This window comes from Sphingobium abikonense NBRC 16140, from assembly GCF_001598335.1.
GTDB classification, from domain to species: domain Bacteria; phylum Pseudomonadota; class Alphaproteobacteria; order Sphingomonadales; family Sphingomonadaceae; genus Sphingobium; species Sphingobium abikonense.
Map to the genome: position 1 here is coordinate 47,193 of NZ_BCYT01000007.1, position 13,794 is coordinate 60,986.

The 13,794-nt window shown below is 63.9% G+C and carries 15 protein-coding genes; 1 reads left to right on the plus strand and 14 read right to left on the minus strand.

The window, feature by feature from the left end; translation table 11 throughout:
- Window positions 1-164: 164 nt before the first annotated feature.
- The 3 genes from SAB01S_RS10035 to SAB01S_RS10045 form a co-directional block, all read right to left on the minus strand.
- A complete protein-coding gene (locus SAB01S_RS10035) occupies window positions 165-353 on the minus strand; it encodes a YezD family protein (protein WP_021225359.1) in 189 nt (62 codons plus the stop codon).
- A 110-nt stretch (window positions 354-463) separates the two neighbouring features.
- Entirely contained in the window at window positions 464-1,132 is a 669-nt protein-coding gene (locus tag SAB01S_RS10040; protein ID WP_062732902.1) for an RBBP9/YdeN family alpha/beta hydrolase, read from the minus strand.
- Window positions 1,133-1,289: 157 nt separating this feature from the next.
- Window positions 1,290-1,655: a PRC-barrel domain-containing protein gene (locus SAB01S_RS10045; RefSeq protein WP_062732903.1), complete on the minus strand. Its 366-nt coding sequence runs from the start codon at window positions 1,653-1,655 to the stop codon at window positions 1,290-1,292.
- Between the two features lie 86 nt (window positions 1,656-1,741).
- Between SAB01S_RS10045 and SAB01S_RS10050 the strand changes: the two genes are divergently transcribed.
- Window positions 1,742-2,173, plus strand: coding sequence for an OsmC family protein (locus SAB01S_RS10050; RefSeq protein WP_062733003.1), 432 nt, complete (start codon window positions 1,742-1,744; stop codon window positions 2,171-2,173).
- Here SAB01S_RS10050 and SAB01S_RS10055 read toward each other — a convergent pair.
- The 11 genes from SAB01S_RS10055 to SAB01S_RS10105 all read right to left on the minus strand — a co-directional run bounded on the left by SAB01S_RS10055 (window position 2,145) and on the right by SAB01S_RS10105 (window position 13,630).
- Window positions 2,145-3,023: a DMT family transporter gene (locus tag SAB01S_RS10055; RefSeq protein ID WP_281179049.1), complete on the minus strand. Its 879-nt coding sequence runs from the start codon at window positions 3,021-3,023 to the stop codon at window positions 2,145-2,147. The two genes, SAB01S_RS10050 and SAB01S_RS10055, sit on opposite strands and share 29 nt — an antisense overlap.
- A 94-nt stretch (window positions 3,024-3,117) precedes the next feature.
- Window positions 3,118-3,930: a class I SAM-dependent methyltransferase gene (locus SAB01S_RS10060; protein ID WP_062732904.1), complete on the minus strand. Its 813-nt coding sequence runs from the start codon at window positions 3,928-3,930 to the stop codon at window positions 3,118-3,120.
- Window positions 3,931-4,031: 101 nt separating this feature from the next.
- Window positions 4,032-5,567, minus strand: coding sequence for a TadA family conjugal transfer-associated ATPase (locus SAB01S_RS10065; RefSeq protein ID WP_021225365.1), 1,536 nt, complete (start codon window positions 5,565-5,567; stop codon window positions 4,032-4,034).
- A 95-nt stretch (window positions 5,568-5,662) separates the two neighbouring features.
- Window positions 5,663-6,238 carry a hypothetical protein gene (locus SAB01S_RS10070; RefSeq protein ID WP_062732905.1) on the minus strand — a complete coding sequence of 192 codons (576 nt, stop codon included), beginning with the start codon at window positions 6,236-6,238 and terminating at the stop codon, window positions 5,663-5,665.
- Window positions 6,235-8,235 (minus strand): hypothetical protein, encoded by a 2,001-nt coding sequence (locus SAB01S_RS10075; RefSeq protein ID WP_062732906.1) that lies wholly within the window; start codon window positions 8,233-8,235, stop codon window positions 6,235-6,237. Before SAB01S_RS10075 ends, SAB01S_RS10070 begins: the two co-directional genes overlap by 4 nt.
- Window positions 8,236-8,353: 118 nt before the next feature.
- Entirely contained in the window at window positions 8,354-8,608 is a 255-nt protein-coding gene (locus tag SAB01S_RS10080) for an ATP synthase F1 subunit epsilon (RefSeq protein WP_021225368.1), read from the minus strand.
- Between the two features lie 175 nt (window positions 8,609-8,783).
- Window positions 8,784-10,229 (minus strand): F0F1 ATP synthase subunit beta, encoded by a 1,446-nt coding sequence (gene atpD, locus SAB01S_RS10085; protein ID WP_021225369.1) that lies wholly within the window; start codon window positions 10,227-10,229, stop codon window positions 8,784-8,786.
- A gap of 21 nt (window positions 10,230-10,250) precedes the next feature.
- Entirely contained in the window at window positions 10,251-11,135 is an 885-nt protein-coding gene (locus SAB01S_RS10090) for a F0F1 ATP synthase subunit gamma (RefSeq protein WP_062732907.1), read from the minus strand.
- Between the two features lie 29 nt (window positions 11,136-11,164).
- Window positions 11,165-11,539: a hypothetical protein gene (locus SAB01S_RS10095; RefSeq protein ID WP_062732908.1), complete on the minus strand. Its 375-nt coding sequence runs from the start codon at window positions 11,537-11,539 to the stop codon at window positions 11,165-11,167.
- Window positions 11,536-13,065, minus strand: a complete 1,530-nt coding sequence (gene atpA / locus SAB01S_RS10100; RefSeq protein WP_062732909.1) for a F0F1 ATP synthase subunit alpha — start codon at window positions 13,063-13,065, stop codon at window positions 11,536-11,538. The genes SAB01S_RS10095 and atpA overlap by 4 nt, the downstream gene beginning before the upstream one ends.
- Before the next feature lie 10 nt (window positions 13,066-13,075).
- Window positions 13,076-13,630, minus strand: a complete 555-nt coding sequence (locus SAB01S_RS10105; RefSeq protein WP_062732910.1) for a F0F1 ATP synthase subunit delta — start codon at window positions 13,628-13,630, stop codon at window positions 13,076-13,078.
- Between the last annotated feature and the right edge of the window lie 164 nt (window positions 13,631-13,794).

The window sequence follows — 13,794 nt, forward strand, 5'->3', positions numbered from 1 at the left end:
AAATCCCTTTCCGGCTGTCCGGTGGTTGTTGATCGCGGCATTTCCGGCGGTCCGGTCAAAGCCACAGGTCTGTGCGGGAATGACAGAAGGTCACATCATGCGGCTCACCCCCAAACCGCATGGGGCCGATCGGGCGCGAGCCCGGAACGGCTATGGTCGTTGCTTCAGGCGGTCAGTCGCGTCTTTTCGGTAACGTCGATCTGGACCACACGGCCGTCATGAACCGTCAGCGTGATCGACCCGAAGCGGAGCTGGTCCAGCACGTCGCGCACCTTGTCGATGCTGGCGACGATATCGCCGCGCATGCCGTCGGCGCGCGCATGGCGGTAATCAATCGGTCGTTGGTCGGTCATGAGCACCTCTTGTCGCTGCTTTTATCTCAATCGCAAAGGTAGACAAAGAAGGAAAAATGAAGGGCGGTCAAGTTTGCCTTGTCCCACCCGGATAAATGCACGTCTCAGGTTTATCGCGGCGCAGCCGGCCCAGTGTCACGGGTCGGCACCGACCTCTGGCGAGGCGGGACTGGTGCGGCCTCAGCGCCCAGCGTCAGGCCGTGCGCGTCGTCGATCAGTTCATCGAGCAGATTTTGACCGAAAGCCCAGTCCCCAAGCCCCGATCGCGCATTGATATGCCCGCAATGACCCGCATCGACAAAGCGGCTGCCCCAAAATTTGCCCATGCTGTGGGCGCGTTCGAAGAAAATATAGGGGTCGTCCCGGCTGGCGACCAGGATCGATGGGAAGGGCAGCGGCGATCGCGGCACGGGGCCGAAATTGCCGATCATGTCGGGCGTTTCGGCCCGGTCGCAATCGGGCGGCGCGACCAGCAACGCCCCGGTCACAGGCCAGCCATAGGCCTGATTTTGCAGTGCTCCCCACCAGGCCACGGTGATGCAGCCCAGGCTGTGCGCCGCCAGGATCACCGGCCCGTCGATCTGGCGGATTGCCGCATCGAGGCGCGTGACCCAGGCGTTGCGATTGGGGCTGGCCCAACGGCCCAGGTCCACGCGCTGGCAATCGCCGCGCTCCTCTTCCCACAGCGTCTGCCAATGATCCGGCCCGCTGTTATTGAGGCCCGGCACGGTCAGCACCACGGGCGACCCGTGGCTGCCGGCAAATCCGAATCGGTTCATGGTCCTTCTCCTCATCGTGATGGGAGCAACCGATATAGTCTATATAAATGGTAGACAATAGATCGGCGTTCAAATGTGCCTGAATGTCGCCATGCAGAAACAGAAGGGGGCGGCAGCGCCATGCTGCCGCCCCCTCTTCAGATGGTTGGTTCCGCGCTCACCAAGGATAGACCACGCCATAATATTGGTAGACGTTGCGGCCATAGGCCTCGTCATAATCGGGGCGGGCATCGGCAGCGTAGCGCGGCGCATTGTCCAGCACCTGCTTGTCCAGGTCGATGACATAGCCGCCCTTGTCAGTGTCATAGGTCAGGATCGACCAGGGCAGCGGATAATGGTCATTGCCAATGCCGAGGAATCCGCCAAAGGACAGCACGGCATAGCGGACCTGGCCGCTGCGCTTTTCGACCATGAAATTGTCGATCTTGCCCAGATGCTCGCCTTGGCGATTATAGACGGCCGTGCCTTCCACCCGGTCGGACGCGATCAGGTCATGCCGGCTGTCGGTCATGAAATCGGTCATTGTCACTCTCCTGCATGAAATTACCTATCTAAAGGCAACAAGGCGGGGCCGCAGGGGTTCCCCCTTTCTTTGGCATGGAGACGCATATGAAGATCAATCGCAGCGGATCGGCGGCCTGGAGCGGCGGCCTGAAAGACGGGAAGGGCACGATCTCGACCCAGAGCGGCGCGCTCGACGCCTATCCCTATGGTTTCGCCACCCGGTTCGAGGGCGTGCCGGGCAGCAATCCCGAAGAACTGATCGCCGCCGCCCATGCGTCCTGCTTCACCATGGCGCTGTCGATGATTCTGGGCGAAGCCGGGTTGACCGCGGAAAAGATGGAAACCAGCGCGGTCGTGACGCTGGAACAGCAGGATGGCGGCTTTGCCGTCACCGCCAGCCGCCTGTCGCTCAAGGCGACCATTCCGGGCGCCGATGATGAGACATTCCAGGAGCTTGCGGCCAAGGCAAAGGCCAATTGCCCCATTTCCAAGCTGCTGAAGGCGGATATCAGCCTCGAGGCGGAACTGCTGCGCTGACGACCGGTCGCCTGGCGCGGAGATGTTCGCGCCAGGCGATATAGAGGCCGCTGGCGACGATCAGCGCCGCGCCGATCCAGGTGGTGGTGAGCGGCCAATTCTCGCCGATCGCCACGCCGAGCAACGTGGTCCAGATGATCGCGCTATAATCCATCGGCAGAACGACGGACACCGGCCCCCAGCGCAGCGCGGCGGTCAGACATAGCTGCGCGATGCCGCCGAACAGGCCGATCATCAGCAACAGCCCCCATGTCATCAGATCATGATTTTTCGCCACGAACGGCATTGCCAGTCCCAGCGGGATCATCGACAGGGTCGTGAACCAGAAGACGACGACACCGGCCGGTTCCGTGCGACCAAGCTCGCGCAGGACCAGGCTGACGCTTGCCGTCACCAGCGCAGCGGCGATGGCGACAGCAACCCCCTGGATCGGGAAATGGCCCGCATCCGGCCGTATCATCACCAGCACGCCGACGAAGCCCAGCGCCACCGCGCCCCAGCGATGCCATCCGGTTGCTTCGCGCAGAATGACTGCCGATAAAATGGTGCCGAATATCGGCATGGTGAAGCCTATCGTCGCGGCTTCAGCGGGCGGCAACAGGATGTAGGACAGGAAATTGAGGCACATGCCGGTGAGGCCAATGGCCATCCGGCTGGCATGCACGCCGATCCTCTTGGTGCGAACGGTCGCCAGCCCGCCTGCCGACATCAGCCAGAGCGCGACCACCGGCAGGGCCAGCGCCTGGCGATAGAAAAGGGATTCGATGACATGCACGCCGCGCTCGCTCGCCAGCCGGACGGTGATGAACATGACCGACAGGCAGATGACGGCGGTCAGGCGCAGCGCAATGGCGAATAGCGGGCGATGGGGGCGGGCGGGGGCAGTCACGCCCCCGCCTTAGCCTGCCTGCGTCCCTACGCAAGCGGCTTGCCGGACGATCCGGTCAGGCGGCCGGCTTGCGGAATTTCAGTGTCATGCGATCGCTTTCGCCGATGCCCAGATATTTGTCCTTGTCGACGTCTTTGTTGCGCAGCACCGGCGGCAGGGTCCACACGCCCTTGTCCCAATCGGCCGTATCCTTGGGGTTGGCATTCACTTCGGACGCGCCGACATATTCAAACCCGGCATCCTCGGCCAATTTGCGAACGGTCGAGACTTTGAGATAGCCGCTCTTCATTTCGGCCGCGCTGTCGCGATCCTCCGGCAGACGGTGATCGACCACCCCCAGCGTGCCGCCGGGCTTCAGCATCGTGTAGAAGGCCTTGAACGTGTCGGCCGCCTTGCCGCCCATGACCATGTTGTGGACATTGCGGAAGGTCAGCACCGTATCGACGCTGCCCGCCGGAATGCTGGCGGCTTCCTCTGGATAGGCGACCAGCTTCACTTGGTCATAGACCGGGTTGGATGCCAGGAAGCTCTTATAGCCATCCAGATAGCTGCCGCTCGGTTGCAAGGCGTAGAAAGTGCCATGATCGCGGATCAGCGGGGCCAGGATTTCGCTATACCAGCCGCCGCTGGGGGAATATTCGACCACGGTCTGCATCGGTGTCACGCCAAAAAAGGCCAGCGTTTCTGCCGGATGGCGATATTGGTCGCGCGCGACATTGGCGGGCTTGCGCGTGGGGGCAGCGACAGCGGCGGCGATGGGATCGGCGGCCATCTGGTGGCCGGCATGGGCATCATGCTGCGCCAGCAGCGGCATGGCGGGCAGGGCAAGGCCGGCAATCGCCAGGCCAATCGGAACGAGACGGTTCATGGCAGCAATCCTCTCTTCATCGCGGATGAAGGCAGATGTGCCGTTGTGAACAGAGGCGCGCAAGGGGGCGGCGGGGAATATTCCCCGCCCGCCGCGCAATGTTACAAGCAGGCTTCCAGGAACGGCTGGTCGAAACCGAACATCCGCGCCTTGTCCAGCGTGTAGGGGCGAAGGCCCATGGATCGATATTCGCCCACGATCTTTCCGCTGTCATCCTCGTCATGATATTCGAACTTGAACAGTTCCTGCGTGACGATGACGTCGCCTTCCATGCCGATGACTTCGGTGACGTTGGTGACGCGGCGCGAGCCGTCGCGCAGGCGCTTCACCTGCACGATGAGGTCGACCGAATCGGCGATCTGCTTTGAAATCGCTTCCTTCGGGATCTTGATGTCGCCCATCAGGATCATGTTTTCCATACGGCCCAGGCACTCGCGCGGGGAGTTGGCGTGCAGCGTGCACATGGAGCCGTCATGGCCGGTGTTCATCGCGGCGAGCAGATCGAAACATTCCGCGCCACGAATTTCGCCCAGGATGATGCGATCCGGCCGCATACGCAGTGCGTTCTTGACGAGATCTCCGATGGTGATCGCGCCCTGACCCTCCAGGTTTGGCGGACGCGTTTCGAGCGGCAGCCAGTGCGGCTGTTGCAGGCGCAGTTCGGCGGCGTCCTCGATCGTCAGCACGCGCTCGCCCGGATCGATCATCTTCGACAGGGCGTTGAGCATCGTTGTCTTGCCCGAGCCGGTGCCGCCCGAAATGACGATGTTGAACCGGCACGCGCCCGCGATCTTGAGCGCAGTCGCCATCTTGGGGCTCATCGCGCCCCATTGGGCGAGCATGTCGATGGTGATCGGCTTGGCCGAGAATTTACGAATGGAGATGGCCGTGCCGCGCAGGCTGAGCGGCGGCACGATGACGTTGACGCGGGACCCGTCAGGCAGGCGGGCGTCGGCCAGCGGCGTGGTCTGGTCGACGCGGCGGCCGACCTTGTTCACGATGCGCTGCGCGATCTGGAACAGATGCTCCTCGTCGCGGAACTTGATCGGCGCGATCTGGAGCTTGCCCTTCTTTTCGATATAGGTCTGTTCCGGGCCGTTCACCATGATGTCGCTGACGTCCGGGTCGGACAGCAATTCCTCCAGCGGCCCCAGGCCCAGCAATTCGTCAACCAGCACCTTTTCCAGCGCGAACTGCTCGCGCCGGTTGAGCGTCAGTTTCAGCTCCGCCAGCACTTCCATGATGATCGGGCGGAATTCCTCCGCCAATTCATCCTTGGTCAGCGTCGCGGCCGCTTCGGGGTCGACCCGTTCCAGCAGGCGGGGGAGCACCTGTTCCTTGATCTTGTGGACGCTGGCTTCAAAACCCTGCGGCCCGGCGTCGGGCACATGCTCGGCATTGGCGCGTTCGGACAGGCGCGACATCGCGTCGGCGTTGCGCTGCATCTGGCTGGTCGGCGCGGCGAGCGGATCGAAGGGCGCTTCGCCGGGCAGGGACGCGATATCCAGCGGCGGAAACTGATCGCCGCCGACCGGCAACTCCTCCTTGGTCGCGGTTCCGCCGCCCTGCATCGGCCGTGCAACGCCAAAGCCGGGCTTGGCGCCGGCAGGTCCATTCTTCCGTCCAAAGGCGCTCATATTTCTCCGCCATCATTGCATGATCGGCCCGGCGAACCCGTTTGGACCGATGTAAGACTGAAAAAGGTGAATAGGCTGGAAACTTTGATAAATGCCTAATGGCGGCGGGCGGCGGGCGCGGGCGCGGTGACGAAGCGCGGGTCGGCGCCGAACCATCCGCCCACCAGCCGCGCGCCCTCCAGCAGCCTGCGGCCCTGCGGCGTGATGTGGATGCGGCCGCGCTCGACCCGGATCGTGCCCGACAGGCTCTGTTCGGCAATCCGCCGGTCGATCTGGCGCAGGTCGCCCAGATATTGGCGGACAAAGACCTGTTCCAGGCCGCTGGGGTCCAGCTGCCCGTCCTGCCGCTCGATCCGCGCCAGCAGAAACATGGTGATCGACCGGTCGAAGGTGACGGGAAAGACGATCAGGAAGCTGATGTTGAAGGCGAGCGAGAGGGCGACCGCGCCGACAAGCGTTTTCGGCGCCAGATGCAGCCGGTGCCGCGCGACGATTCCCGCGACCAGCAGCAGGAATGCGATCACGCCCGCAATTACCACGCCCCTGTAAAAGAGGATGGCGACGCCGCCCAGCAGCGGGCTGCGGATCAACGCGACATAGAGCAGAAAGCCCAGCGCGATGGTGGCGCAATAGGCCAGCGCCAGCAGCAGGAGGCTGCGGATCAGGATCATGGCAGGGTCTTTCCAGGTAGCGTCGTTCGGGTCGGGGATGCGATGCAGATATCGGCCGTGCGGTAGAGGCAGGGGAGGGCGCGTGGTGGGCCGCCCAGCTTCTTCCAGACCGGATCGCGCCGGGTGAAGAGCAGAGTGTCGCTCCGCCCGCGCGCGGCGCGATCCCGGTATTGGGCAGGGGTGAGCGGCCGGATAAAGATCGGGGCGAGCAGCGCCACGCGGGCAGCGACAGCGTGCCGGTCCGCCCCGAACAGGAAGGCATCCCTGTCCGCGACCGCTGGCCAGTGCCGGGTATAAAGGCCAAAGTCGAGCGCGCGGCGCTTGAGCACCGGATTATGCTGGAGCGTCGCGCCTTCGGGCAGATGCCCGTCGGCCCAGCGATAGGCGTCCCGCAGGGCATAGGCCATGGCGGGGTCGTCATTCACTTCGATCGCGCGGACGGGGAAGGCGGGGGCACGAATGATGCGCAGGCCGACAATGTCCCAAGCCGTGCCGGCAAGGCCCAGCGCCAGAAGCAAGGCACCCGGAACGCCAAAGCGCCGCAAGGCATGGTCTTCCTGCGCCACCCGCATCGTCCAGACCATCAGCGGCACCAGGATGAACAGCGCCGCGCGCCAGCCCAAGTCATTGTTGATGATGACCGATTGCAGGAAACTCGCGACCAGCAGCCCCGCGATCAGAGTTCCAACCAACAACGCACGCACCGGGCGGCCGGCGTCATCGGTCGGCCGGACGCTGCGGGCATAGAGGCCTGCGCCCAGCATCATGAAGCCGAATTCCAGCGCATAGTTAAGCGGCAGGAGGATGAGGCTCCACAGCTGCGCGGCCATGTCATGACCGGCGAAGAGCAGGGTGAAGGGCCGGACATGCAGCGCGACCGGGAAAATATCGGGCGCTCGGCCATGGAGAAGGTCGATGGATTGCGGCACCGATAACAAAAGGGCGACGACGCCCGACAGCAGCAGCGTGCCATCCCGTCGCCATAGCGCCATCACGCCCCAGACCATGAGGACAGGCGCGATGGTCAGGCTGATCCACACCGACGCGCCGAACATGCTGGCATATGCGGCCCCAGCCGCGACGGCGAGCCACAGGCGCTGCGGCGTTTCGCCTCTGCGGGCCCGTGCGTTGAGCAGCAGCCCGGTCCACCCCGCGACCAGCGCCATGATGTGATGCGGCACCCAGATGGTCGAGGTGGCGAGCATGCGGATCTCGCTGTTCCAATTCTCGATTTCCGGTTCGATCCGCCCCACCATCAGATAGCGCAGCGCCATGAAGAGGAGGTCCGCGCCCGCGACGAAGCAGAGCAGGATGGCGAGCATCAATGCGCGTCGGCCGCATCCCTTCCGGATCAGGCTAGCATCAGCGGCAATGCGCCACAGCAGGGCGACGACCGCGATGCCCGTCCAATAGGCGCAGGCGGCAAAGGCCATGACCGGCGAGATGTGAAAGCCGCTGACCCAGCGGATGGCGGCGGGCCAGACGTAGAAATAATGATAATAGCCCGCGATCCCGTCGCGCGCGAAAAAGGGGTCGGTGAAGGGAATGCCCTGCCGCGCAATCTGTTCGACGACGGCGGCGTGCTTCACCATGTCGAACACGACCAGGCTTTGATAGAGCCGCCCGTCGTGATCGAAATCCACAAGGGTCCAGGCGCAGATCAGCCACCAGCCCAGTGCGATCAGCAGAAAGACGCCCGCGCCGCGACAGGCAGACGCGATGCCTCTCAGTTGCCGGATGCCAAACAGAGCGAGCGCGCCATTGAGGAGCAGCATGCCCGGCATGCCGATGGCCCGAATGGCGAGCGCATCCAGCACCGGTAAGATGGCAAGCGACAGAACCATGGCCCAGCCGGCGCGCGGCCAGACGTCTTCCGTAGCCGCCAATCCCCGGCACTCCAGCAGGCGCAGCAGCCCGAAGCCGGCGCAGCACAGCAGCACCGGTGCGAGCAGCGTCGCGACGATCAGACCGCCAAGATCCTCAAGCAGATAGGACATGCGCACTCCCCGACCGGTCGTCGGTCTAGATGCGCAAGGTTAAGGAGGCGCTAACCAGAAAAGGGCCGCGCCTCCGTGGTGGAGGGCGGCCCTTTTTTATCTTGTCGTAAAATGGGCGTCAGCCGGCCTTTTCAGCCAGAACCGTCAGGCCCTTTTCATTCACTTCGGCAAAGCCGCCTTCGACCGGAATGACTTCGGGTGCGGCGCCAGCGCTGGCGAAAATCTGGATCGCCCCGTCGCGCACAGTCGACATGAAGGGCGCATGGCCCTCCAGCACGCCGAAATCGCCATCGGTGCCGGGCACGACGACCTGATAGACTTCGGCCGAGCGGACCAGCTTTTCCGGGGTCACGAGTTCGAAATGCAGTGCCATTTTCATTTCCTTAGCCCCTCCCTTCCAGAGAGGGTTGGCCGGAGTCACGTGCCTCCGGTCAAGGGTGGGTGCCATTGCGAAGCAATGGCCTGCGCCCTAGCCGAGAGGCAAGAAGCTCGCTTCGCTCGCTCCCCACCCCTCAATCCCCTCCCTATAAGGAGGGGAGGGTTTGTTATTACGCCGCTTCGGCCGCCAGCTTCTTGGCCTTTTCGACCGCCTCGTCGATGCCGCCGACCATGTAGAAGGCGTTTTCGGGCAGGTGGTCATATTCGCCTTCGACCACGGCCTTGAACGACTTCACCGTGTCCTCGATCTGGACGAACTTGCCGCTGATGCCGGTGAAGACTTCGGCGACGTGGAAGGGCTGCGACAGGAACTTCTGGATCTTGCGCGCGCGGGCGACGGTCAGCTTGTCCTCTTCGGACAGCTCGTCCATGCCCAGAATGGCGATGATGTCCTGAAGCGACTTGTACTTCTGGAGGATCGCCTGAACCGCGCGGGCGGTTTCATAATGTTCCTGGCCGACGACGCGCGGCTCCAGAACACGGCTGGTCGAATCGAGCGGATCGACCGCCGGATAGATGCCGAGTTCGGAAATGGCGCGGTTAAGCACGGTCGTCGCGTCAAGGTGCGCGAAGCTGGTCGCCGGCGCCGGGTCGGTCAAGTCGTCCGCGGGGACGTAGACGGCCTGCACCGAGGTGATCGATCCCTTGTTGGTCGACGTGATGCGCTCCTGCAGCGCGCCCATGTCGGTCGACAGGGTCGGCTGATAGCCCACGGCCGAGGGAATACGGCCGAGCAGCGCCGACACTTCCGCGCCCGCCTGGGTGAAGCGGAAGATATTGTCGACGAAGAACAGCACGTCCTGGTTCTCGACGTCGCGGAAATATTCGGCGATCGTCAGGCCCGACAGGGCGACGCGGGCGCGGGCGCCCGGGGGCTCGTTCATCTGGCCATAGACCAGCGCGACCTTTGAGCCTTCGCTGATCGCGTTGCCGTCGGCGTCCTTGGCGATGACGCCCGCATCGAGAAATTCATGATAGAGGTCGTTGCCCTCGCGGGTCCGTTCACCCACGCCCGCGAACACCGACGTGCCGCCATGGCCCTTGGCGATGTTGTTGATCAGTTCCTGAATCAGCACGGTCTTGCCCACGCCCGCGCCGCCGAACAGGCCGATCTTGCCGCCCTTGGCATAGGGGGCGAGAAGGTCGATGACCTTGATGCCGGTGACGAGGATCGACGCGTCGGTCGACTGGTCGACGAACTCGGGGGCCTTGGCATGGATCGGCGACTTGAGCTCGGTCGCGACCGGGCCGCGCTCGTCGATCGGCTCGCCGACAACGTTCAGAATACGGCCGAGGGTGGCTGGGCCGACAGGCACGCTGATCTGCGCACCGGTGTCGGTCACTTCCTGACCGCGGGTCAGACCGTCGGTCGAGTCCATCGCGATGGTGCGGACGGTGTTCTCACCCAGATGCTGGGCGACTTCCAGCACCAGGCGCTGGCCGTTGTTGCTGGTTTCCAGCGCCGAAAGGATCGCCGGGAGCGCATCGGGGAAGGTCACGTCGACGACGGCGCCGATGACCTGCGAAATGCGGCCTACATTGTTGGTGGTTGCCATGACTTCTGTCCTTGCCTGCACTTAGAGGGCTTCGGCGCCCGAGATGATTTCGACCAGTTCGGTGGTGATCGCGGCCTGGCGGCTGCGGTTATACTGGATGGTCAGCTTGTTGATGAGGTCGCCGGCGTTGCGGGTCGCATTGTCCATCGCTGTCATCGACGCGCCCTGCTCCGACGCGTTGTTTTCCAGCAGCGCCTTGAAGATCTGCACCGTCACGTTGCGCGGCAGCAGGTCGTCCAGTATCGCTTCCTCGCTCGGTTCATATTCGACCGTCGCGGGGATGGCGTTGCGGTCGGCATCGGCGGGGATCTTCACCGGAATGATCTGCTGTTCGGTCGGAATCTGCGCCAGCGCCGACTTGAAGCGCGAATAGAAGAGGTGCGCGACGTCGAACTTGCCGTTCAGATACATGTCGGTCAGCTCATGCGCGATCGCCTGGGCCTGATCGAAGCCGGGTTCCTTGACCCCCGTGGTGTCGAACTGCGCGACGATCTTGCCGGGATAGGTGCGGTTGATGACCGGACGGCCCTTGCGCCCGATCAGGTAGAACTGCACCTTCTTGCCGTCCAGCTCCAGCGCGCGCGCCTTGGCGAGCGCGGCCTTGACGATGTTCGCGTTGAACGCGCCGGCAAGGCCACGGTCAGAGTTGGCGACGACCAGCAGATGCACGTCATCCTTGCCGGTGCCAGCGAGCAGCGGCGAGGCGCCTTCGCCCGAACCACCGGCTATCTTGGTCGCCAGGCTGGCGACGACCGCTTCCAGCCGCTCGCTATAGGGGCGCGCGGCTTCGGCCGCGGCCTGCGCCTTGCGCAGCTTCGCGGCGGCGACCATCTGCTTGGCCTTCGTGATCTTCTGGGTCGATTTGACCGACCCGATCCGAATTTTCAGTTCCTTGAGGCTAGGCATAGTCTCTTATGGTCCCTTTCGTCCGACCGTCACTGCGCGCGCTGCGCGTTCCAGTTGAACAGGAAATTGCGATGTTCGGCCCAGGTCTGGCCCTCCACATGATCGCCCGCGAGGCAGGCCGCCGTGTGGTAGGGTCCGGCCCCGTCCGTGGTGCGGAAGCTGACGCAGGTGCGGCCCCGTGCCGTCTTCCACCGGCCGGCCTGGATGTCGCTGTCGTAGAAGCTGCCCTTGACCATGCCGTTCGCATCGAGCGTCAGGTCCATGGTCTTGAGGTAGCTCCCGTCTCCGTTGGAGGACAGATCGACGGTCCAGCGGCCGTTCAGCGCGCCGCCCGCAGCCGCCTGACCCTGCGCCATTGCGTGCGCAGCGGTTAGGGCGAGCAGGAGAGCGGCGCGGACGATCATGCGAAAGTCTTGCCGAAGCTGTCGAGCGCGGCCTTGAGCTTGCCCTTGGCGTCGTCGCCCAGATCCTTGCTGTCGCGGATCGCGGCCAGCACTTCGGGATGATCGTGGCGCAGATAGGCCAGCATCATTTCCTCGTAACGGGTCACATCCTTGACGGCGACATTGTCGAGATAGCCGTTGGTGCCGGCGAAGATCGACGCGGTCTGCTCTTCGAAGGGCAGGGGCGAGAATTGCGGCTGCTTGAGCAATTCGGTGAGGCGCGCGCCACGATTGAGCAGCTTCTGCGTCGAGGCGTCGAGGTCCGAACCGAACTGGGCGAAGGCCGCCATTTCGCGATACTGCGCCAGCTCCAGCTTGATGCTGCCCGACACTTTCTTCATCGCCTTGGTCTGCGCGGCGGAACCGACGCGCGACACCGACAGGCCCACGTTGATGGCCGGACGGATGCCCTGGTAGAAAAGGTTGGTTTCGAGGAAGATCTGGCCGTCGGTGATGGAGATCACGTTGGTCGGAATATAGGCCGACACGTCGCCCGCCTGCGTCTCGATGATCGGCAGCGCGGTCAGCGAGCCGGCGCCGTTGGCGTCGTTCATCTTGGCCGCGCGCTCCAGCAGGCGGCTGTGCAGGTAGAAAACGTCGCCCGGATAGGCTTCGCGGCCCGGAGGACGACGCAGCAGCAGCGACATCTGGCGATAGGCGACGGCCTGTTTGGACAGGTCGTCATAGACGATGACGGCGTGCATGCCGTTGTCGCGGAAATATTCGCCCATCGTCACGCCGGTATAGGGCGCGAGATACTGGAGCGGCGCGGGTTCCGAAGCGGTCGCGGCGACGACAATGGAATAGTCCATCGCGCCATTTTCCTCGAGCTGCTTGACGATCTGCGCGACGGTCGAGCGCTTCTGGCCGACCGCGACGTAGATGCAGTAGAGCTTCTTGCTCTCATCGTGGCCCGCGTTGATGCCCTTCTGGTTGATGAAGGTGTCGATCGCGACGGCGGTCTTGCCGGTCTGACGGTCGCCGATGATCAGCTCGCGCTGGCCACGGCCGACGGGGACCAGGGCGTCGATGGCCTTGAGGCCGGTCTGCACGGGCTCGTGCACCGACTTGCGCGGGATGATGCCTGGAGCCTTCACTTCCACGCGCTTGCGCTCGGTATAGAGGATCGGCCCCTTGCCATCGATCGGGTTGCCGAGGCCGTCGACGACGCGGCCCAGCAGGCCCTTGCCCACGGGCACGTCGACGATGGTGCCGGTGCGCTTGACGGTGTCGCCTTCCTTGATCTCGGCGTCCGAGCCGAAGATCACGACGCCGACATTGTCGGCTTCCAAGTTCAGCGCCATGCCCTGCACGCCATTGGCGAACTCGACCATTTCGCCCGCCTGGACATTGTCGAGGCCATGGACACGGGCGATGCCGTCACCCACGGTCAGCACGGAACCGACTTCGCTCACCTGCGCTTCGGTGCCGAAATTGGCGATCTGGTCCTTGATGACCTTCGAAATTTCTGCGGCGTTGATATCCATGTTCAGCCTTTCAGCCTTTCATCGCGTGGGCGAGCGTGTTCAAACGGGTACGAATGGAGGAATCGATCATCTGGCTGCCGATCTTGACGACCAGCCCGCCCAGGATCGCGGGATCGACCTTGGTGCTGACCGCCACGTCCCGGCCGACGCGGGCGCGCAGGTTGCGGGCGAGGGCGGCGACCTGATCGGCGTCGAGCGGATGGGCGCTGGTTACTTCGGCGCGGGCCTCGCCCTTGTGATTCGACAGCAAGGTTTCATAGGCGCGAATAACCGCGGGCAACTGGGCCAGGCGACGGTTCTGCGCCAGCACGCCCAGGAATTTCGTGGTCAGCGGGTCGGTGCCCATGGCGGATGCGACGGCGGCGATCGTCTTGCCCGATGCGTCGCGGCTCAACACCGGATTGTTGATCAGCGCCTTGAAGTCCGCCGATTCGGCCAGCGCCGCCTTCAGCGCGGCCAGACTGCCGGCCACGGTGTCGAGCGACTGTGCGTCGCGCGCCAGATCAAACAGCGCCACCGCATAGCGGCCGCTGAGGCTGGCCTGTATCCCGCCGCTAGTCTCCACGCGCTTTCCGTCCTCCGCTATATTTGCAGTTCGTGCAAAAAAGAGGGGCGCGGTGTGATGCCGTCCCGAACCCCTGTCGCGGGCCGGTTAGCAGTGCCCATATGACTATGCAAGTCATGTGACACGATTCCGGCCTAAGGTCGGACAGCGGACCATTTGCCTGA

Coding starts and splice junctions, on each gene's coding strand:
- SAB01S_RS10035 (WP_021225359.1), bottom strand. CDS start 353: ATGACCGACCAACGACCGATTGATTACCGCCATGCGCGCGCCGACGGC.
- SAB01S_RS10040 (WP_062732902.1), bottom strand. CDS start 1,132: ATGAACCGATTCGGATTTGCCGGCAGCCACGGGTCGCCCGTGGTGCTG.
- SAB01S_RS10045 (WP_062732903.1), bottom strand. CDS start 1,655: ATGACCGATTTCATGACCGACAGCCGGCATGACCTGATCGCGTCCGAC.
- SAB01S_RS10050 (WP_062733003.1), top strand. CDS start 1,742: ATGAAGATCAATCGCAGCGGATCGGCGGCCTGGAGCGGCGGCCTGAAA.
- SAB01S_RS10060 (WP_062732904.1), bottom strand. CDS start 3,930: ATGAACCGTCTCGTTCCGATTGGCCTGGCGATTGCCGGCCTTGCCCTG.
- SAB01S_RS10065 (WP_021225365.1), bottom strand. CDS start 5,567: ATGAGCGCCTTTGGACGGAAGAATGGACCTGCCGGCGCCAAGCCCGGC.
- SAB01S_RS10070 (WP_062732905.1), bottom strand. CDS start 6,238: ATGATCCTGATCCGCAGCCTCCTGCTGCTGGCGCTGGCCTATTGCGCC.
- SAB01S_RS10075 (WP_062732906.1), bottom strand. CDS start 8,235: ATGTCCTATCTGCTTGAGGATCTTGGCGGTCTGATCGTCGCGACGCTG.
- SAB01S_RS10080 (WP_021225368.1), bottom strand. CDS start 8,608: ATGGCACTGCATTTCGAACTCGTGACCCCGGAAAAGCTGGTCCGCTCG.
- atpD (WP_021225369.1), bottom strand. CDS start 10,229: ATGGCAACCACCAACAATGTAGGCCGCATTTCGCAGGTCATCGGCGCC.
- SAB01S_RS10090 (WP_062732907.1), bottom strand. CDS start 11,135: ATGCCTAGCCTCAAGGAACTGAAAATTCGGATCGGGTCGGTCAAATCG.
- SAB01S_RS10095 (WP_062732908.1), bottom strand. CDS start 11,539: ATGATCGTCCGCGCCGCTCTCCTGCTCGCCCTAACCGCTGCGCACGCA.
- atpA (WP_062732909.1), bottom strand. CDS start 13,065: ATGGATATCAACGCCGCAGAAATTTCGAAGGTCATCAAGGACCAGATC.